Genomic DNA, 19817 nt, shown 5'->3' on the forward strand with positions numbered 1-19817 from the left:
AATAAAAACAAGAATGAAGGAATAAGTATGGTTAGTTTAATCGGTGTTGTCTTAATGTTAGCGATTGCATACGCTGCCTCAGTCCACAGGAAATCTATTAATTGGAGAACGGTTGGAGGCGCTTTTGCTATTCAAGCTGCAATCGGTGCTTTGGTACTGTATTTCCCACCAGGAATTAGTTTTTTACTGGCGTTAACCGGCTATGTTGAAAACATCATTAGTTATAGCCAAGATGGCATAAACTTTATCTTTGGGGATTTAGGCAATAAATCTATAGGGTTTATTTTTGCATTCAATGTGTTGCCCGTCATCGTCTTTTTCTCGTCATTAATTACCGTTTTGTACCACCTAAAAATAATGAACATCATTATTAAAGGAATAGGTGGCGCCCTACAAAAACTATTGAAAACCAGTCGCCCAGAATCAATGTCAGCCGCTGCTAACATTTTTGTGGGTCAAACTGAAGCGCCTTTGGTGATCAAACCTTTTATTCCAAACCTAACACGTTCTGAATTATTTGCCGTGATGGTGGGTGGTTTAGCGTCTATTGCTGGCTCTGTCATGGCAGGTTATGCAGGCATGGGAGTTGAAATAAAATACCTTTTGGCTGCCAGTTTCATGGCTGCTCCGGGTGGTTTATTGATGGCAAAAATCATCATTCCAGAAACCGAAGAGTTCAAGAATGAGCTAACTGAACAAGCCTCGAAAGACAACGAATATGCTAACGTATTTGATGCAGCCGCCAGTGGCGCGGCGTCAGGCTTAAAATTAGCGGTCAATGTGGGTGCAATGCTACTTGCTTTTATCGGTTTAATTGCCTTATTAAATGGTCTTATTGGTTGGGCTGGCGGACTATTCGGCGCCGAAAACTTGAGCTTTGAAGTTATTTTGGGTTATGTATTTCAACCTATTGCTTGGACCTTAGGTGTGCCTTGGGAAGAAGCGAACTTAGCGGGTAGCTTTATTGGTCAAAAGATGGTGGTAAATGAATTTGTTGCCTATTTAGATTTTCTTAAATATCAAGCAGACCTTTCGCCCCACAGCCAAGCCATCATCATTTTTTCTTTGTGCGGTTTTGCTAATTTTTCATCTATCGCTATTTTGATGGGTGGGATCGGAGCCCTCGCCCCCAACAGACGCCAAGAAATTGCACAACTAGGATTGAGAACGGTTTTAGCTGCAACACTCGCCAATTTGATGAGCGCAGCCTTAGCTGGTTTTTACCTTAGTTTGTAACAACACATTAAAAATATTTAAAGGTTTACATTATGGAACTCGTCGCTGTCGACTATCAAGCACCCAACGCAGACAAATTATTTGTTGAGTCATTACGCAACACTGGCTTTGGTGTATTAAAAAATCATCCTATTAGCCAACAACGGGTGGCGAATATCTATCAACATTGGCAAGGTTTTTTTAACAGTGATATCAAAAACGATTTTGCTTATGACAAAGAAAAACACGACGGCTTTTTCTCTACAGCAGTATCAGAGACTGCCAAAGGATTTAAAAAGAAAGATATCAAAGAGTACTTTCATTATTATCCATGGGGCCGCTGTCCTGACTCGCTAAAGCAAGAATTAGCAGATTACTATCGAGACACCAATGCCCTTGCCTCTGAGTTGCTTGAATGGGTTGAAAAACACTCGCCAGCCGAAGTATCTGCTAAGTACACCCAAGTATTATCGAGCATGGTAACCAACAGCGAACAAACGCTGTTGCGCATTTTGCATTACCCCCCACTAGATGGTTCGGAAGAGCCTGATGCGATCCGCGCTGCGGCTCACGAAGATATTAACCTTTTAACTATATTACCTGCCGCGAATGAGCTAAGGACTACAAGTAAAAGGCACAGGCGATAGCTGGATTGACGTACCTTGTGATTTTGGTAACTTGATTGTGAATATTGGAGACATGCTGCAAGAAGCTTCTGGCGGTTATTTTCCATCCACCACCCATAGGGTCATTAACCCTAAAGGCAGCGATCAAACTAAATCGAGAATTTCTCTGCCGCTGTTTTTACACCCCAATCCAGAAGTGGTGTTATCAGATAGATATACCGCCAAGAGTTATCTAAGAGAACGCCTAGATGAGCTAGGTGTGTAACGATTAAATTTAGAGATACAAAAAAGCCCCTTTACCGGTTAGACGGTTAAGGGGCTTTTTTCCAACGTATACAAGACAATTCAATAACTTAAAGTCATTCATTCACATCACTTTACTTACTGGCTTACTCGGTGACAAAATTTTTCGTGTATAGCAAGGCCGATTGTCGTACGTAATAACGTGTTATTGCTAGACAACCCAACGCCGCTAGACACAAAAAGAGCGTTATCCAGGATTCAGGTTATCTATTACAACGCTCTCAAATTATCTAACTTTGTTTGATATAGCTGTTCGGTTTGCTTGTTATTGGTATTATTTCTCGCTAATTTCAAATAGCGTTCACTTTGTTGCATTTCACCAATTTGAAAATAAACCTGCGCCAAACCATAGTAAATTTCGTGCCTGTTACGATCCAAGGAAAGCGCTTTTCTAAAGTGCACCAAAGCTTCATTCCAATTTTTTCTTTCTATTTGTTCTTCACCTAAGTTCACATAATAGTAGGGATTTTTTCTTCGTTTACGTTCAACCCGGGCGAATATCTTATTAGCTTGATCTTCTCTATCGGTAAACTTATATAGATAAGCTAAGTTTTCCCATGTAGTTAGACTATTCGGATCTAACTCCAATGCAAATTTATAGGCGTCTTCCGCTTGTTCAAAAAAGTCCAAATGACGATACAGTATGCCTAAATTTATCCATGCCGCTTGAAATGTGGGTTTCATTGAAAGCGCTGCGCGAAAGTATGCATAGGCTTGGTTAAAGTCATTCTTTAATAGTGCATCAGCCCCCTTGTTATTGTAAAACATGGCTATCACATTCTGTTTACTAACGATCCTTTTAGAAAGCATCTCTCTTGAAGATTGCGGATCAAAATCAACCTGATAACTCTGATTACGCAAGTAGAAAGTATTTTCCTCTTTGCTCGGGCTGGCACTTAAACGTAAATTAATATGCCCATTTAGCAGGCTATACCCCGAACGTCGAGTCCAGGTTTCTGGCACGGCTATCTCTTGAAAGTCGACGTTAAACCCGGCTTCTTTAGCCAACGAATACATCATAATTGACAGAGACAAACAATTAGCAGCTTGATTGTGAAAGGTTTCACTGGCTAGAGTATTTGCATCACCTCTGTAAAGTAAATTCATTTGCGAGCGATCAAACACTGCGTGTACTAACGCGCTCATTTGTTCTTTAGGTTCATTGATCCCTTCAATAGTGTTGTGTACATAGGCCTTAGCTATATCATCTAGTTTAAAAATCTCTTCTTCGGATTCAACGACATATTGATGTTCATGACTAAAACCCTGATCATAAAATTGCGGTACCTCTATAGATGCTTTTTCCACAGTAGACTGACATGCAGCCAACATAAAAAAGCAACTAGCGACAAATAACACCTGTACTAGATTCGTTTTCATAATAAATATCCTACTTAAGTTATCCATCTTTAACTCTTGATTGAATGACAAAGATACTCAACTTGGTTAACAAAATATTAACATACAGATAATAGCACACCAATTAGTATTTATTCTCGCAGAGTGATATTGCGGTTTTATAAAAACAGTAGTCGTAATAGAATTACGTCAAAGTTTACTTACCAAAAGACATAAATATGAAAGTTGCCATTTTAGGTGCCATGGATGAAGAAATAACGCTAATACGACAATCCCTTGAGGGTTGCCAAGAAATTAAATATAACCACTTAACGGCTTATGTTGGTCGTTTAGGCGATGTAGAGGTAGCACTGGTTAAATGTGGCATAGGAAAAGTAGCTGCGGCTGTATCTACCGTAGCCGTGATCAACCATTTTTCTCCAGACTATGTGATTAACACAGGCTCGGCCGGTGGATTTGCCAGCCATTTAAATATTGGTGATATTGTTATCGCCACGGCATTACGCCATCATGACGCGGATCTTACCCATTTTGGTTACGAATTAGGTCAAAATGCAGGCATGCCGGCCCAGTTTGATTGCGATCAAAAGTTTAGTCAGGCGGCACTATCAGCAGTGAAATCCTTGCCAGATATTCAGGTAGAGCATGGCCTTATCTGCACAGGAGATTCGTTTATAGGCAGTGATGAAGCTGCGGCTGTTATCCGTCAAAAACTTCCCGTCAGTGTGTGCGGTAGAAATGGAAGGCGTTGCCATAGCTCAAGCGTGTTATTTACTAGATACACCATTTTTGGTGGTACGTTCGCTATCAGATATTGCAGGCAAAACATCAACGGTTTCTTTTCAAACCTACTTAGAACAAGCGGCAAAGAATTCAGCCCAATTAGTCATGCAAGCCATACTAGAGCTTTCTAAATCGACTACATAAGTTTGATTCGAACACGCTCATGCAAGGGTTTATTGATATTTTAGTTGATCCATTCTGGTTGCCTTTTTGGACCCTGCTATCGGCCGTGGTAATTGAAAAACTTCTACCATGGCCAGATAAATATCACCCCCTCAGTTTGTATAAACTGTTTGCTATACGAATGGCAAGCAAGGTCATGCCTGGCGAAAACGACGCTGCCCAACAAAAATTAATATCAGGCAGCCTAGCCGCTGTAGTCTTGTTATTCCCAGTTTGCGTAGTGATTGCCGTGTTTATATATCTGTCTGAATATCCAATGTTTTTTCAAGGGCTGTTTTTACTGATTGCACTGCGATTTCAAGACATACAACGCACGAGTAGCAAAGTAGCCCATTACTTAGCTAGAGATAAAAAGATCTTAGCTCGGCACACACTTCAACCCTTATTATTAAGAGCAACAGACAAACTGTCTCCAATGGGCCTTGTAAAAGCAAATTGCGAATGTTTAATACTTAGATTTGGCTACCAATTTTGTGCGGTAGTTTTTTGGTTTTTATTAACTGGCGGTGTAGGGGCGCTGATTTATCGGTTGTTATATGAAAGCTCACAATGCTGGAACATAAAAAACCACCGCTTTGCATACTTTGGCTTAACCGTTAGTAAGGTTATGCAGCTAATGCAGTGGATACCCAATGTTTTGGCCGGACTTAGTTTAGTATTGGTTACGGTTAGTTTTACTAGTTTAAAGCACCTTCTCGTCAAAAAAGGTAACACTGAGCCACGCTTTTATTTATTAAATATTAGCGGCTCGGTATTAGGCTTTGAATTAGGTGGCCCAGCTTATTACGGCACAAAAAAATCCGTAGTGCTAAATGTGGAGGGGAGCGAGAGGTGGTACTAGCCGACATTAAACGCACTCAAAATATGATTAACTTAAGCACATACCTTTGGCTAACTATTTACTTTCTAGGCTATACCTTCAGCTATATACCAAATTAATGAAAGGCCCATATTGTGGACCAACCTGCCTAACAGATTAAATATTGATGAATACCCGTTCCATTATATTCTCGCTAAGTGGCTACTTATCATTACGGATTAGCGTTATTTATTGGAGTTGATATATGATAGGCAGAACTTCATCAAAACTGGTCGCGCCCTATGTCTAGAATAACCTCAAAAACACTAAACCAATTGATTTTTGGATTACTTGCTTGCATTGGTTTATCAAGTCACGCTGCTAGCATTAACGAAATCAGTCAAGCGGCCCTATTAGACGTAGACAAAACACAACATATTATTGTTGATGTACGCACAGCAAGAGAATATTCAGAAGGTCACGTACCCGGAGCGATCAATATTCCTTTAAGCAAGATACAAAAAGACGCCACAAGACTTAATCTCGACAAAAATAAAACAGTGGTACTTTATTGTCGTTCCGGTTATCGAGCGGCAAAAGCGGCGGATATTTTGCTCGATAATGGCTTTGAGCATTTGTTGCACTTAGAAGGAGACATGCTAGGTTGGAGCAAAGCTGGATTAACCACCGAAAACTAACCCTAATCCGTATAACACACAAAAAAGCCAGTAAATAAATCTACTGGCTTTTTATGTTTAAAGGGTGTTTAGCACTAATGGTACCGTTATGATGTAAAGCTCACTCTAGCAAATTTTCTTTTGCCTACTTGTAGCACCACTGTTTGGACTGTGTCGAATAAGTACTTAGTTTCTTCGACTTTTTCACCATCTAATTTTACCGCCCCTTGCTTGATCATACGCATTGCATCAGAGGTTGAATTAGTTAAAGCCGAGTCTTTCAGCACATTTGCTATCATCATGCCTTCAGCAGGCAGTGCATATTCAAACTCCGGCATTTCATCTGGGATCACATTCTTTTGAAAACGTTGAATAAAATCGTCGTGCGCCTTTTGTGCAGCCACTTCTGAATGAAAACGAGCGATAATCTCTTTAGCCAAATCAATTTTAGTGTCACGAGGATTTAAGCCATCTGCCACCTGTTGTTTAATGGCCTCAATATCAGCCGTAGGCTTAAAGCTTAGCAATTCATAATAACGCCACATTAAATCATCAGATATTGACATGATTTTCCCAAACATATCGTTTGGCGCATCTGTAATACCAATATAATTACCTAAAGATTTCGACATTTTTTGTACGCCGTCTAAACCTTCAAGTAAAGGCATCATTAAAACAGTTTGCTGCCTTAGACCTTCTGATTTTTGTAACTCGCGACCCATTAACAAGTTAAAACGTTGATCCGTGCCGCCTAATTCAACATCAGCTTCTAAAGCAACAGAATCCCAACCTTGCACTAAAGGATAAATAAACTCATGAATTGCAATGGGTTGTCCACCAGCATAACGCTTTTTAAAGTCATCACGCTCAAGCATACGCGCTACGGTTTGCTTAGCTGCAAGTTTAATCATGTCTGCCGCTCCCATTTTATCCATCCATTCGGAATTGAAACGAATAGTCGTTTTAGCGGGATCTAGAATTTTGAAAACTTGTTCTTTATAGGTTTCAGCATTAGCTAATACATCATCTTGAGTCAGCGGCTTTCTAGTCACATTTTTTCCGGTAGGGTCGCCAATCATCCCTGTAAAATCACCGATCAAAAATATAACTTCGTGACCCAACAATTGAAATGCCCGTAATTTATTCAGTAAAACGGTATGTCCTAGATGTAAATCTGGTGCCGTTGGATCAAATCCAGCTTTGATTTTTAGGGGTTTGCCTTCTTTTAACTTAGCAACCAGCTCTTCTTCAATTAATATTTCTTCCGCACCGCGTTTTATTTCAGCCAGCGCACTTTGCCAATTAGACATTTAGTAAACCTACGATAAATTTTAATATATGGTTAATAACCCGTATTTTACTAGTCTACCTTAAGCAATGAAAGGAAAAGGCCTTTTTTTCTGTCATCAAAAATAAATTCAGTAAAGTGCTCAAAAAACGTCCTTAGACTGGAAAATACACTCTAATACATATATTCTGCTAATAGGTTCCATATTCAGTGTTGTTGTTGTGCTAAGAAAATCTATTAAAAACCTGCCCAAGTTACATAAATTGCTAATCTCAGTTTTGGCAGGTGTATTGTTTGTTTTATTTTTGCTCCCCTCTGAGCCAGTCAACGCGTATAAAAATACGCCTCCCCCGTTAGAGATTGGCAAACGTTACAGTTTAGATATTAATACCAAAAACATCGAGCCTCCGGCAGTAGAAGAAACCGAAGAGGTGAGCAACAGACGCAGTTTTGAAGTGAAAAGTGGTGATAACTTAGCCATTATTTTTAAACGAGCCGGTCTTTCTCCTCAAGAAACATATCGAGTCAGCAAAGCGGGTGAGCACGCCAAAAAATTATTGAAAATGTTACCTGTGTGACATCCTTGAGTTAGACATTAGCAGCGAAGGTAAATTGGTGAATCTATTTTATACATATTCGCCCACCGAAACCTTAGTGATTAAGCATACCAACCAGTCTGAGTTTGTTAGCTCAATAGAAACAAAACCGGTAGACACTCGGGTAAATTATGCCCAAGGCAACATAGTTAATAGTTTGTGGAATGCAGCCCGCAAAGCAGACTTAACCGACAATCAAATTATGAGCTTGGCGGGAATTTTTGGTTGGGATATTGATTTTGCACTAGAGCTAAGAGCCGGCGATACCTTCTATGTTATGTTTGAAGAACGCTTTATAGATGGCGAATTTATTGGCAATGGCGATATTGTTGCCGCACAGTTTGTCAACCAAGGTGAAACATACACTGCTATTCGATACTCAGACGGCAATTACTACACTCCCGAAGGTAGAAGCATGCGTAAGAGTTTTCTGCGGGCACCGGTTAATTTCAAATATATTAGTTCAAGCTTCAAATTAAAACGCTTTCACCCGGTACAAAAACGCTGGAAGGCGCACAGGGGCGTAGATTACGCTGCCAACCGAGGTACGCCAGTCATGGCTGCTGGCGATGGCCGAGTGATTAAGTCTGCCTATGACAAGTACAATGGTCACCATGTGTTCATTCAGCACGGTGAGAAATATGTGACCAAATATTTACATTTTACCAAGCGCAAAGTTAAGAACGGTCAAACCGTTAAGCAAGGGCAAATTATTGGTACGGTTGGCTCGACCGGCTTGGCTTCTGGTCCGCATTTACATTATGAGTTCTTGGTCGATGGCGTACATCGTAACCCGCGTACGGTTAGCTTACCTAAAGCAGAGCCTATTGATAAAAAAGAGCAAGCAGAGTTTTCCTTGCTCGCAGAGCAAAGATTGTCACAGCTGAACAATAACAAACGAATTATGCTCGCACTGAATTAAACGGAGTAATCATGACCGACCTATATTTAGGGTTGATGTCTGGCACCAGCATGGACGGAGTTGACGTTGCACTAGTTGATTTATCCGGTCCCCACCCCAGATTATTAGAGTGTCAAACATATCCTTATCCGCCGCAGTTGCTGAATGATTTGCATGTACTTTGTACGCCAAGTGACAATGAAATTGAATTGATGGGCGCAGCCGACAGAGCCGTTGCCAGAGTGTTTGCCGAGGCATCATTAAAGCTACTCAAAGACAATTATATTCGGCCCGACCAAGTGACCGCCATAGGCTCGCACGGACAAACCATACGTCATCAACCCACTGGTAAGAATAATTTTAGTCTGCAAATTGGCGATCCGAATACCATCGCGACCCTCACCGGAATTGACGTCATTGCTGACTTTAGACGTAAAGATATTGCCCTAGGCGGACAAGGTGCCCCGTTAGTTCCTGCCTTTCATAAGGCGGTATTTGCCAGCGACAAAAAGGCTCGAGTAGTAGTTAATATTGGTGGTATATCCAATATGACCTATTTGCCTAAGAATTTTCGACATGACATTGTCGGCTTTGACACAGGACCAGGCAATACCTTGCTAGATGCCTGAGTGTAAGTTGCACACAGGCAAAGAGTACGATCATAAAGGCGAATGGGCCGCGCAAAGTCGAGCCGATAGTGGCCTACTTAGAAAACTATGTGAGCATCCATACTTCTCAGCCCCTTTTCCAAAGAGCACCGGACGAGAACTGTTTAACCTCTCTTGGCTACAGCAAAATATTTCTGCTTTACCCTATGACATTGAACCGCAAAGCGTTCAAACCACGCTCGTCATGTTTACTTCAGCGACAATAGTGCAACACGTACAGCAATTTAAAGACGTAGAAGAAGTTTATATCTGTGGTGGCGGGGCGTTAAATGAGTTTTTGCTTGAAGTGCTTGAATCTGAATTACATGAGTGCGAGCTTTTTACTACTGAAGAGTTAGGGGTTGAACCCAACTCAGTAGAAGCGATGGCTTTTGCCTGATTAGCTTATGCTTATACCAATAAAATCCAGGGTAATATCACCAGTGTCACAGGCGCAAGCAAAAGTGCAATTTTAGGCACTTTTTGCCCAGCATATTAGTACCTTAATTACAACTCAAAATAACGAGTGAAACACTTATATAGTTGTGTACCACTAAGCACTGATGCCGAAGGAAAATGCAATATCGCCACTAGATCACAAGGCGCTAAAATTTGGCTTACCGCATCCTTTTCTTCTAGTTTATCGACATTTAGCACTTGCGCTAGCACTTGCCCTTTGCGAAGCATTTCACCTTGGCTTAGCCATGTATTCCACTATTCCCCCTTGCTGGGTATACAAAATCTTGTAGTCTTTTAACAAAACCGCAATTCGGCGGATAGGTTCAGGCTTAAAATCATCACTGGTAATACAGCCTTTCGCCGTTAAGAAAGACAAAATACTTTTTGCATCGTACTCACCTTCTTGAAAATTGATCACCTCTTGACTGCCCATTTCTAAAGTAAAAGCTTCAACATTAAAATCAATTGGCTGTTGTCGCATTGCCGTCACTTTGTCAGTCAGCAACCACCAAGGGCAAAAAGTGGCTTCATCTAGAGCACCAGAAAACACTTGAGGAATTAAAATCGTATGCGGAATATTGAATAAGCGTGCGGAATCTTTAGCATATTCTGGTACATAAATATGTCGAGTAGCAACAGGACCATTGTGTAAATCAAGTACGTAATCTGCGTCAAACGCTTGCTGTTGTAATTTTAGGTTTAACCTTTGCGCCAAGCCAAGCCCCCAGCATTCATCTAACTTTTGTTTCAGTTGCGCTTTCATGGCATGTCGGAAACGTTTTTTAATCGCTAAGACCGATTCATCAGCAGCGATACTCTTGGCAAAGCTATCTACAAAAGCAGCGTCAAAATGGTAACCTCGATTCCAATTAGTACCATTTACTGGATCAAACCTACCTAAAGTATATTCTCCTGCCTTAATATTCGTACCTACAGGATTACAGTTGGGCACCAGTACCACTTCACCACAAATAGGCAATTGCTTAAGCCATTGAATCAGATGATAAATCACCACATTGCCTTGCACTTCAGCGCCGTGAATTGAACTCTGAATATATACTTTGGGACCAGGTTGAGAGCCCACAAAACGATAGAGCGGAACATTCATATTCCGCCCAGAGGCATTCTGTGCCACAACTAAGTGTTCTTTGTGCATCTTATTCATAGTAGAGCGACCCAATTAATAGGTCGATATTAGACTTTTGATTCTGGAAAATGCCTAGAGATTGACCTTTTGACGCCATTTCCCCATAAAATAGCTTCATTAAATAAACTGTGCAGTAACTTTTGCTCTAAGTCTAAAATCTTAGCACTGCGAATAACCTTTAACCAATTACCACTTTCAAATGCCTGCACCAACATCAAATACATTGAAAGTTCATTTTGACCACCACACAACGCTACTTTTACATCTTCGATTAAAGGTAATTTCTCCATCAAGATTTGCATATCTTGGTCAAGTAACGCATCAAGCATCGAAAATAGTCCGACTAAAAATGCGGTTGGCGGATTATTGCCTAGATTTTTTTCAACCCCAATCAAGTCACAGAACTTTGCACGCACTAAAGACAAATGTAACAACTCTAGTGGTTTGTCATCCGACAAATTAGTCAGCGCTAACAGAGCAATAAATTTCTTAATTTCTACTTCGCCCATGTAATTTAATGCATGGCGCAATGATGTAATCTTGTAGCGTTTGTTGATAGTTGGATTATTGATAAACCTCAACAACATGTACGACAAACCCACATCATGCTCTATCACACGGTTAATGTTCTCTACGTCAAAAGTTGCGCTAGAGCTTGCCCCCATTAATTCAATTAAAGTCAATTTTGATGTGGGTAAATTCTGATGAGGTATCGACTCGGGCTTGGAGAAAAAGTATCCCTGAAAGTAATCAAAGCCCACATCTCGACAGATATTAAAGTCATCATGAGTATTAACTTTATCCGCAATCAGTCTAACGTTGGCATCAACAAACTGCTTCAAATTTTCAGAAATATGCGTCACATTACTTTTACTGGTATCAACTTTCACCATATCAATAAAAGGTAATATTTTACTCCATTGACTTTCCACACGACAATTATCAATCGCGATGGTAAACCCCATTTCCTTCACTTGTTTGCAACTGTCTAATAGGCTAGTAACAGGATCTCCGTCAGTACTGAGTTCAACCACTACATTTTCGGGATTTAACGAAGAGTGCAATTTTTGTAATAGAGTTTCAGGCTGGAAATTGATAAAGGATTTCTTACTACAAGAAATCTCATCAAGCGCCAAAGTCCTGCAGTTTTGAGTGAGTAGCTTATTGGTAGCTTCAGATTTTTCTATAGAAGGATAACTATTATTCACTCCATCTCTGAACAGTAATTCATACGCAAAAACGTCTTTATCGATATCTAAAATAGGCTGGCGAGCAATAAAAGCAAACATATTCTTCCTGTCAAATGTCACATAAAATTAAAATTATTGTTTTTGTATTACTTCTGTTTGTTCATTAATCATACCACTAATAAAAAGCATAGTTATACAGGTGTCTTGCATAGAAATAAAATTACCCGTACTTTTTTAAGAATAAAATACAAAGCTAGCAGCTTATTACGCAAACCTTAAGCCAAAATTCATGACTTCAAGTAAGCAATAAACTTAAGAACTAGGCCTGTTACATTATTTTACAATGCAAAAAACAGTAATAGTCAAAGTTAGTTAGGCAACAGTTCCCTATTCAGTCAATAAAAATATATTCAAGTAGTTGAAAATTAGCAATAAATCACTAGATTGCAAAATAATTGAAACTTTTGCATAGCGAAGCGGTCTTTTATAGCGAGAATTAACAGTATTTAAGAGTCGCGGTTCAATTTATATTTTGTTAGTATCGAGGCATATAGCGTAATAGGAGATATCAATGAGTAAAGACTTACGCACGTTAACATTAACAGTACCTCAAACAGGTAGCATAGAAACATACATTCAAGCAGTTAGTGGCATCAATATGCTTACGGCTGAAGAAGAACGTGGTTTAGCTGAACGTTTACAACAAGATGATGATTTAGAAGCGGCAAGAAAATTAATCATGTCACATCTACGCTTTGTGGTGCATATCGCCAAGTCATATTCTGGCTATGGTTTGCCTCAAGCGGACTTGGTTCAAGAAGGCAACATTGGCTTAATGAAAGCGGTAAAACGTTTTGATCCTAGCGTAGGTGTTAGATTGGTTTCATTTGCCGTGCATTGGATTAAAGCCGAAATACATGAATTTGTATTACGTAACTGGCGTATCGTAAAAGTGGCAACCACTAAGGCACAACGAAAGTTGTTCTTTAATTTGCGTAAAAATAAAAAGCGCCTAGGTTGGTTTACCCACGAAGAAGTGCAAAATGTTGCAGATACCTTAGGTGTAAGCACCAAAGAAGTATTGCAAATGGAAGCGCGAATGAGCAGCCAAGACCAAGCATTCGATTTGTCAGCCGATGACGATGAAAGTGGTAGTTTTGCTCCGGTTCAATACCTAGAAGATAAAACAGCTGATGTTGAATCTGATGTAGTTAATGCAGATTGGGATTCTAACGCTTCGGGTAGACTTTACGCTGCAATTAAAACTCTTGATGAGCGTAGTCAGCATATTATCCAAACTCGTTGGTTGTCTGATGATAAAACGACATTACAAGATTTGGCTGATAAATATGATGTATCTGCTGAACGTGTTCGTCAAATTGAGAAAAATGCGATGAAAAAACTACAAGGTGCCATGGCAGCTTAAGCATCTCACATTTTTATACGTCACAAAAAAAGCGCATTTAACCTGCGCTTTTTTTATGTCTAACTATTTATAGCTTTATAGCAATTCCAATAACTGGGCTCAGTTTTGCCAGGCCCTCACTATGTAAAAGCAATGGGTAAGTAACCTGAATGCTGGATAAGCACTATTACGTGATCAGCTTTCATCAATCAAAGGTAAGACCCAAAAAACACCTGAAAACTCAGCTACAGCCGCATCGCCAGCCAAAATAGACACAGTTAATTTAAAGCTACACTTTTTATTTTTATTTAAGGGCTCAAACTTGCCGCTAATAGACTCAATGTTACAAACAGCTTTGGGTTGCATGGTAACAGGTTTGTGATAATGAATATTACCGTCGCCTAATACAATTTCTCCCTCTAGGCCTTTCTCTTTAAGCTGCAAAAAAATCATGCCCCAACCGGTTAACGTCGCTAAAGAAAAAATACTGCCGGCAAACATAGTCCCATGCAAATTAATGTTTTTGTTAAATGACGCTCTAACTTCTAAAGTGCGACCTGTATATTGGATGTAACTTAATTCCCATTTGCTCACTAATGGGGATAGTTTCGCGCCATGTATTCTGCAATAACTCACACCACTTTGGATGCAATGTAATGGTACCAGGATCGATTAATTTCTTGACCATTTTGTTGGCGTTTTTGTTCACCCATGCCGTGAGTTATATCGTCATCTAATTCGAAGCCTGCGCTCTTAAAAACTCAATTGCCAATTGTGTACTGTTAGTAACAATTCGCAATGCACCTTCTGCTCTAGCCACAGACTCCAGCGAGGCGATGATCATTTTAGCTAAGCCCTTACCTCGATAATCCGGATCAACCGCAATATGTCTCACCTGAGCTTCTTCAGCGGTATTCATGTGCACTCGGCCGACAGCAATAATATTGCCAACTTGGTCTCGAATTAGTCGATGCTGGCTAACTTGCTCATATTCATCTTTCTCAGAACCACAGGGGAAATTCCAAGGCTCTCTTAGCAACTTCCAACGAAACATAAAGTAATCGTCAAAGTCTTGTTCTGTAGTAGGTATATCGATTTTAAACATCTAAAAATTTAATCCTGCTATGCCACTAATTAAGTAGCAATATGAAAAATTGCGAACGACATTAGACCCTATAAACTATTTATCAGCAAATTATACTTTTAACTGAAGGTCACGGGGCCGTCATTAATTAAGGAAACTTGCATGACCGCGCCAAATTGCCCAGTCTCACAATGAATATCTGTTTGGCGACAAGCATCAACAAAATATTGATATAACTCCTCCCTAGTGCAGGCGAAGCCCCACTAGAAAAGCTGGCCGATTGCCACTTTTGGTATCGGCAACCAAGGTGAACTGAGAAACCACCAGCAACTCTCCCGCTACTTGCTGTAAATTAAGATTCATCTTGTCGGCATCGTCAGAGAAAATACGATAATTCACCTTTCTCATGAGCTTGTCCGCTTTCTCTTGGGTGTCATCTTTCTCAACTCCCAAAAGTAACAAAATACCTTGTTTTATTTCCCCTACTACTTGGTTATTCACTTCTACCTTTGCTTGTTTAACTCTTTGAATTAAGCCTATCACGTACGCTCCTTTGAAATGTCAGCATTGCTTGAGTGGCAAGGCATAATGCCTGAGTAATTCCCGGCTCGGCTACTATGCCCCGCCTCTGGTATAATATGCAATTGGCTATTATCCCAAGCCTTTGACAAAGAAAACGCCGCTTCGATTTTGCACACGCAATCGTAACGACCATGGATAATGGTACTGGGTAAATGCTTAATTTTATCAATTTTCTGTAAAATATCATTTTCAGGGATAAAACACTTGTGCTTAATATAATGGCACTCTAGCAACGCTAAGCTAATAGCAGAATGTACATTCGCCAGTTGCTTGCTCTCATCGGGACGATAATGTAAACGACTGATCCGCGTTTCCCACAAGCTCCACGCTTTAATCGCCGCCATTTTCTGCACCTCATTACCTCGGGCAAAAATATGCGAATAAGCGTCAACGATAGAAAACTCATTCAACATAGAACGAACCGGCGCTAGAAAGTCTTGATAATACTCTGGGAACAATTGTGCAGCTCCACCATCTGCCTGCAGATACCAGTCATAGTCTTGTTCTCTTGCTAAGAATATCCCTCGTAAAATTAACCCCATAACAGATTCTGGCTGCCTAATCGCGGTTAACAAGGCTAAGGTCGATCCCCAGGAGCCACCAAACAATAGCCACTTTTCAATTTGTAAATGTTGCTGAATGGCTAAAACATCATCTACCAATTTTTCACTACTGTTATTTTCCAGCTGGCCAAAAGGTGTCGATTTTCCACAACCTCTTTGATCAAACCCTATTACCCAATATTTTTCTGGGTCGAAGAAACGACGATAATCTTCACCCATTCCGGCACCTGGCCCACCATGTAAGTATAAAATCGGAACGCCTTTAGCAGTTCCTGATTGCTCAACATACAAAGTGTGACCGTCACTAACCTGCAACATTTCAGTATGAAAAGGTTTAATCGCTGGAAATAAATGATTCATAAGGGTTCATATTTGTTATTTGTGAATTGTCTTATTATGGTTTAATTTATGCTGCGTATTCTACCTTTTAGTGGTATTTATCATGACTTTAGATTAGAAAAGGCGACAATAGATCACACTAGCAACCTGCCGAGCGCTTTTGATTGTCGACTTACTAGTCAAGAAAGCTGATAATATTCGACAGTACCTTTAACATTACAGAGAGAGATTAATATGAGATTACTACTTGCCCTTCTTCTTCCATGGGTGCAATTTTTTACAATTGGCCGTCCTTTCGCCGGTATTTTCTGCCTTATTTTACAAATAACACTTATTGGATGGATCCCTGCAGCGATATGGTCCGTATATGCTTTGAGCCAATACAAAACTGATCAAAAAATAAAGTCTGCTTTAGATAAATAGGAAGCAGACATTTAAAAGGATTAATATGAAGAAAATTATAGCAGTAACCCTATTAACCTTATTGGTTTCTTGTCAAAGTGCCTATTACGCTGCGTGGGAAAAAGTGGGCGTTGAGAAACGTGACATCTTGGTCGATCGTGTCGAAGACGCTAAAGAATCTCAAGAAGACGCACAACAAGAGTTTAATTCCGCACTTGAAGAGTTCAGTCAGCTTATAAAGTTTGAAGGCGGCGAATTGCAAGATGTGTACGAACAACTCAGAGATCAATTCGAAGCCAGCGAAGAATCAGCGGCTGCGGTAACTCAGCGAATCAACAAGGTTGAAAGTGTTGCTGAAGCTCTATTTGACGAATGGCAAGAGGAATTAGAAAAATACACTAACCAAACGTTAAAACGAGACAGCCAGCGCAAGCTTAAAGATACGCAAAGACGCTATAAATCACTGCTACTTGCAATGCGTAAAGCTGAAACCAAAATGGAACCTGTTTTATCAAATTTACGTGATAACGTTTTGTACCTAAAACACAACCTCAACGCTAGTGCAATTGGCGCTCTGCAGGGTGAGTTTAGTGGCGTTAAACAAGACATTAATCAACTAGTGGCCGAAATGAATAAAGCCATCATTGAATCGAACAAGTTCATCAATAGCATGAAAGGCGAAGAATAGAAAAATTAGGCGGTGAAGCTATTCACCGTCAGTCTCGACAAAAATATCTTCCGATTCTTCCCGCATAAATATTTCCAACACTCGTGTAAATTCAGCTCCAACTAACACCACGATCCAAGACAGGTAAACCCATAAGAATAAAATAGGAACAACTGCTAGCGCGCCATAAATGACCTGATAGGACGGGAAGTTAGTCACATAAAAAGCAAAGCCTTTCTTACTCAACTCAAACAATGTTGCAGCCACAAACGCCCCAGATAAAGCATGTTTGGCTTCAATTTTTTTAGTGGGTACCAACGTATAAATAATAAAGAACGCACTAATTGAGGTAATAAAAGGCACAAATTTAAGTAAAAAGGTGGTTAAACCTGGCGTGTATTCTTCTGCATAGGTCGCCAACCCCATTAGATAAGAACTCACAATAACGCTCGCTCCCATTAATAAAGGCCCAAGCGTTAACACCATCCAATAAATGGCAAAGGTAAAAGTGACAGGCCTGACACTTTGCGAGCTCCAAATTCGATTAAGCGTTTTGTCTATATTTGAAATTAACAGTAGCGCCACCACCACCAAGGACAAAATCCCAATGCCGCCCATACCTGACGCATTATCAACAAACTCAGCTATATAAGTCTGAACATGGCCACTAGTAGAAGGAAGGAAACTCTCAAAGACTAAGGCTTCCAACTCTCCTCTTACCTCAGCGAAAGCTGGGAAAGCTGACAGAATAGTAAAAAACACCATAATAAATGGAACGAGCGACAATAGAGAAACATAAGCTAAATGCCCAGCCGACACTGTAATCCGATCGTTTTTACAGTGTTCAACAAATAAAATTGAGAAGCTTTTTATTTCGCTAGCCACGCGTCGGCTTCTAACTAACCAATCTTGATAACCTTGCATAAAGCTAAAGCCCTAATATATTGAATTTATTGCATAGTTTGCTCTAACACCTAACATATGGCAAATAACAAAACACCATTGCTTCAACAAAAGGTGAATGCCCCCATCGCTCGGGACTCGGCCATTTCAGCCAGTTTACAACCTAAGGGTTATAAATAAACGTAAAGCCGTCGAGATGTTTAGCAGTCTATTATTGATATTTTCTGTGTAATGTTTAGAATTTCCCCGTATAAAAAATATAAAGAACCCCAAATTATGGCAAATTCAACAAAATGGAACGGTGAATATATTCACCCATACGCAGAGCATGGTAAAAAAAGCGAATTAGTCAAAAAGGTTACTGTCTCTATTCCACTAAAAGTACTTAAAGTTCTGACAGACGAAAGAACCAGACGTCAAGTCAATAACTTACGTCATGCAACAAATTCTGAATTATTATGTGAAGCGTTCTTACATGCATTTACTGGACAACCTTTGCCTGACGACGAAGATCTAGAAAAAGACAATACGCAACGTATTCCTAGAGAAGCGAGAAAACTAATGTTGGAGATGGGTTTGGAAGTAGATGAGGAATAAAGCCCATTAAACCACGGGCTTTGACTACGCTTACACAGCGCGCACAATGGGCTCTAGCAAGCAGTGTTAATAATAAAGGAGCAAGCTTACTCTCTGGCTAGCCCAACCTTATTACCTACTGCAATCACTTGTTCTGAGATCCAATCCCAAAGCTTAGGGTGAGACTGCCTAATAACGCTGTTTTTCTTCAGGATCTGTGCCACAGAGACATTGTGTTCCAGCCAACTTTGTCCGCCATTATTTAAGTTTTGCAAAACCGGCATCATCCTATCAATACTTTTTGCATAAAGCGCTTCTGGCGAGGTGGACTGTTCAAACTCGACCCAAAGTGCAAGAAATTTTTGTTCCTGCTGCGCGGGTAAAATGGCAAACAACCTTTGCGCTGACTGCAATTCGTTTTCATAATCATCGTGAGCGGCGTCATAGGCAAATTTATCGCCTGTATCAATTTCGACAATGTCATGAACCAACAACATAGTCACCACTTTTAATATATCAACTTTTTGTTCTGCGTAGGGCGCTAACGATATTGCCATCAAAGCGACCTGCCAACTATGCTCAGCGCTATTTTCGTAGCGACTTAGGCCAAGAGGCTTGATGCGTCTTTCAACGTTCTTCAGTTTTTCAAGTTCCATAATGAAACTCACAACGGCTTGATAATGTTCGATCATGGATAACTCAATAAAGACTAGATAAAAATGACGCAGTAACAGAAAGTTACTGCGATAAAATAAAAAATTTTATTTTCCTGTAGGGTCTAATTTTGCGTAATACGCCGCTAGGTTTGCAATATCTTCGTCACTAAGACTTGCTGCCATAGGTGCCATTATCATGTTTTTGCGCGAACCATCACGAAAGGCCTTTAGCTGCGCAGCCAAATATTGCTCTTTCTGCCCCGCCAAATTAGGGTACATTGGGATCATTGATACCCCTTTCATACCGTGACAAGCAACACAAGTGCTTGATTTAGCTTTACCAGCTTCGACATCTGCAGCCAAAGCAGAAGTAGACGCAAAACTGGCAGCTGTTAGAATTAATGCAACAGCAGAAATTTTGATTTTTTTCATAACATATCCTTGGTCAATCACCCATACGGGTATAA

At 40.2% G+C, this 19817-nt stretch carries 13 protein-coding genes and 8 pseudogenes; 11 read left to right on the top strand and 10 right to left on the bottom strand.

Going from position 1 to position 19817, the window contains the following annotated elements; translation table 11 throughout:
* Positions 1 to 27: 27 nt before the first annotated feature.
* On the top strand, positions 28 to 1236 hold the full coding sequence (locus RS130_RS02100; RefSeq protein ID WP_316024583.1) for a NupC/NupG family nucleoside CNT transporter: 1209 nt from the start codon (positions 28 to 30) through the stop codon (positions 1234 to 1236).
* Positions 1237 to 1268: 32 nt separating this feature from the next.
* Positions 1269 to 2106 (top strand): annotated as a pseudogene (locus RS130_RS02105) (2OG-Fe(II) oxygenase family protein).
* A gap of 248 nt (positions 2107 to 2354) precedes the next feature.
* Here RS130_RS02105 and RS130_RS02110 read toward each other — a convergent pair.
* Complete coding sequence (locus RS130_RS02110; RefSeq protein WP_316024584.1) at positions 2355 to 3524, bottom strand: tetratricopeptide repeat protein; 1170 nt, start codon at positions 3522 to 3524, stop codon at positions 2355 to 2357.
* A 197-nt stretch (positions 3525 to 3721) separates the two neighbouring features.
* Here RS130_RS02110 and RS130_RS02115 point away from each other — a divergent pair.
* From RS130_RS02115 to RS130_RS02125, 3 genes and pseudogenes are all read left to right on the top strand, one after another.
* Positions 3722 to 4430 (top strand): annotated as a pseudogene (locus RS130_RS02115) (5'-methylthioadenosine/adenosylhomocysteine nucleosidase).
* 19 nt (positions 4431 to 4449) lie between these two features.
* Positions 4450 to 5310 carry a cobalamin biosynthesis protein CobD/CbiB gene (locus RS130_RS02120; protein ID WP_316024585.1) on the top strand — a complete coding sequence of 287 codons (861 nt, stop codon included), beginning with the start codon at positions 4450 to 4452 and terminating at the stop codon, positions 5308 to 5310.
* A gap of 260 nt (positions 5311 to 5570) precedes the next feature.
* Entirely contained in the window at positions 5571 to 5966 is a 396-nt protein-coding gene (locus RS130_RS02125) for a rhodanese-like domain-containing protein (protein WP_316024586.1), read from the top strand.
* 86 nt (positions 5967 to 6052) lie between these two features.
* Here the strand turns inward: RS130_RS02125 and tyrS are convergent, their stop codons facing one another.
* Positions 6053 to 7255 carry a tyrosine--tRNA ligase gene (gene tyrS, locus RS130_RS02130; protein ID WP_316024587.1) on the bottom strand — a complete coding sequence of 401 codons (1203 nt, stop codon included), beginning with the start codon at positions 7253 to 7255 and terminating at the stop codon, positions 6053 to 6055.
* A 199-nt stretch (positions 7256 to 7454) separates the two neighbouring features.
* Here tyrS and RS130_RS02135 point away from each other — a divergent pair.
* Positions 7455 to 8751, top strand: a pseudogene (locus RS130_RS02135) (OapA family protein).
* A gap of 8 nt (positions 8752 to 8759) precedes the next feature.
* Positions 8760 to 9876: pseudogene (locus tag RS130_RS02140) on the top strand (anhydro-N-acetylmuramic acid kinase).
* 8 nt (positions 9877 to 9884) lie between these two features.
* On the opposite strand, the pseudogene RS130_RS02145 reads toward RS130_RS02140, so the two are convergent.
* A pseudogene (locus RS130_RS02145) lies at positions 9885 to 11001 on the bottom strand (M14 family metallopeptidase).
* Between the two features lie 29 nt (positions 11002 to 11030).
* Positions 11031 to 12272 carry an EAL and HDOD domain-containing protein gene (locus tag RS130_RS02150; RefSeq protein WP_316024588.1) on the bottom strand — a complete coding sequence of 414 codons (1242 nt, stop codon included), beginning with the start codon at positions 12270 to 12272 and terminating at the stop codon, positions 11031 to 11033.
* Positions 12273 to 12744: 472 nt separating this feature from the next.
* Here RS130_RS02150 and rpoH point away from each other — a divergent pair, with 472 nt between their 5' ends.
* The gene (gene rpoH, locus RS130_RS02155) at positions 12745 to 13599 is read left to right on the top strand and encodes an RNA polymerase sigma factor RpoH (RefSeq protein WP_316024589.1); all 855 of its coding nucleotides are present in this window, start codon (positions 12745 to 12747) and stop codon (positions 13597 to 13599) included.
* Positions 13600 to 13773: 174 nt separating this feature from the next.
* On the opposite strand, the pseudogene RS130_RS02160 reads toward rpoH, so the two are convergent.
* The 3 pseudogenes from RS130_RS02160 to pip all read right to left on the bottom strand — a co-directional run bounded on the left by RS130_RS02160 (position 13774) and on the right by pip (position 16167).
* Positions 13774 to 14683 (bottom strand): annotated as a pseudogene (locus RS130_RS02160) (bifunctional GNAT family N-acetyltransferase/hotdog fold thioesterase).
* 98 nt (positions 14684 to 14781) lie between these two features.
* Positions 14782 to 15205, bottom strand: a pseudogene (gene dtd, locus RS130_RS02165) (D-aminoacyl-tRNA deacylase).
* Positions 15180 to 16167 (bottom strand): annotated as a pseudogene (gene pip / locus RS130_RS02170) (prolyl aminopeptidase). The pseudogenes dtd and pip overlap by 26 nt, the downstream one beginning before the upstream one ends.
* A gap of 213 nt (positions 16168 to 16380) precedes the next feature.
* Here pip and RS130_RS02175 point away from each other — a divergent pair.
* Both RS130_RS02175 and RS130_RS02180 read left to right on the top strand, forming a co-directional pair.
* Positions 16381 to 16569 (top strand): YqaE/Pmp3 family membrane protein, encoded by a 189-nt coding sequence (locus RS130_RS02175; protein WP_316024591.1) that lies wholly within the window; start codon positions 16381 to 16383, stop codon positions 16567 to 16569.
* 25 nt (positions 16570 to 16594) lie between these two features.
* The gene (locus tag RS130_RS02180) at positions 16595 to 17236 is read left to right on the top strand and encodes a DUF2959 domain-containing protein (protein ID WP_316024592.1); all 642 of its coding nucleotides are present in this window, start codon (positions 16595 to 16597) and stop codon (positions 17234 to 17236) included.
* A gap of 18 nt (positions 17237 to 17254) precedes the next feature.
* On the opposite strand, the gene RS130_RS02185 is transcribed toward RS130_RS02180, so the two are convergent.
* On the bottom strand, positions 17255 to 18139 hold the full coding sequence (locus RS130_RS02185; RefSeq protein ID WP_316024593.1) for a virulence factor BrkB family protein: 885 nt from the start codon (positions 18137 to 18139) through the stop codon (positions 17255 to 17257).
* A gap of 255 nt (positions 18140 to 18394) precedes the next feature.
* Here RS130_RS02185 and metJ point away from each other — a divergent pair, with 255 nt between their 5' ends.
* Positions 18395 to 18715 (top strand): met regulon transcriptional regulator MetJ, encoded by a 321-nt coding sequence (gene metJ, locus RS130_RS02190; protein ID WP_316024594.1) that lies wholly within the window; start codon positions 18395 to 18397, stop codon positions 18713 to 18715.
* Positions 18716 to 18801: 86 nt separating this feature from the next.
* Here metJ and RS130_RS02195 read toward each other — a convergent pair whose 3' ends face one another.
* Both RS130_RS02195 and RS130_RS02200 read right to left on the bottom strand, forming a co-directional pair.
* The gene (locus RS130_RS02195; RefSeq protein WP_316024595.1) at positions 18802 to 19386 is read right to left on the bottom strand and encodes an HD domain-containing protein; all 585 of its coding nucleotides are present in this window, start codon (positions 19384 to 19386) and stop codon (positions 18802 to 18804) included.
* 69 nt (positions 19387 to 19455) lie between these two features.
* The gene (locus RS130_RS02200) at positions 19456 to 19782 is read right to left on the bottom strand and encodes a c-type cytochrome (protein WP_316024596.1); all 327 of its coding nucleotides are present in this window, start codon (positions 19780 to 19782) and stop codon (positions 19456 to 19458) included.
* Positions 19783 to 19817: the final 35 nt, after the last annotated feature.

Origin of the sequence: Paraglaciecola aquimarina (genome assembly GCF_032464635.1) — a bacterium.
Taxonomy (GTDB): Bacteria; Pseudomonadota; Gammaproteobacteria; order Enterobacterales; family Alteromonadaceae; genus Paraglaciecola; species Paraglaciecola aquimarina.

Bases quoted from the DNA above. Each gene is read 5' to 3' on its own strand.
- RS130_RS02100 (WP_316024583.1), top strand. From the start codon at position 28: ATGGTTAGTTTAATCGGTGTTGTCTTAATGTTAGCGATTGCATACGCT.
- RS130_RS02110 (WP_316024584.1), bottom strand. From the start codon at position 3,524: ATGAAAACGAATCTAGTACAGGTGTTATTTGTCGCTAGTTGCTTTTTT.
- RS130_RS02120 (WP_316024585.1), top strand. From the start codon at position 4,450: ATGCAAGGGTTTATTGATATTTTAGTTGATCCATTCTGGTTGCCTTTT.
- RS130_RS02125 (WP_316024586.1), top strand. From the start codon at position 5,571: ATGTCTAGAATAACCTCAAAAACACTAAACCAATTGATTTTTGGATTA.
- tyrS (WP_316024587.1), bottom strand. From the start codon at position 7,255: ATGTCTAATTGGCAAAGTGCGCTGGCTGAAATAAAACGCGGTGCGGAA.
- RS130_RS02150 (WP_316024588.1), bottom strand. From the start codon at position 12,272: ATGTTTGCTTTTATTGCTCGCCAGCCTATTTTAGATATCGATAAAGAC.
- rpoH (WP_316024589.1), top strand. From the start codon at position 12,745: ATGAGTAAAGACTTACGCACGTTAACATTAACAGTACCTCAAACAGGT.
- RS130_RS02175 (WP_316024591.1), top strand. From the start codon at position 16,381: ATGAGATTACTACTTGCCCTTCTTCTTCCATGGGTGCAATTTTTTACA.
- RS130_RS02180 (WP_316024592.1), top strand. From the start codon at position 16,595: ATGAAGAAAATTATAGCAGTAACCCTATTAACCTTATTGGTTTCTTGT.
- RS130_RS02185 (WP_316024593.1), bottom strand. From the start codon at position 18,139: ATGCAAGGTTATCAAGATTGGTTAGTTAGAAGCCGACGCGTGGCTAGC.
- metJ (WP_316024594.1), top strand. From the start codon at position 18,395: ATGGCAAATTCAACAAAATGGAACGGTGAATATATTCACCCATACGCA.
- RS130_RS02195 (WP_316024595.1), bottom strand. From the start codon at position 19,386: ATGATCGAACATTATCAAGCCGTTGTGAGTTTCATTATGGAACTTGAA.
- RS130_RS02200 (WP_316024596.1), bottom strand. From the start codon at position 19,782: ATGAAAAAAATCAAAATTTCTGCTGTTGCATTAATTCTAACAGCTGCC.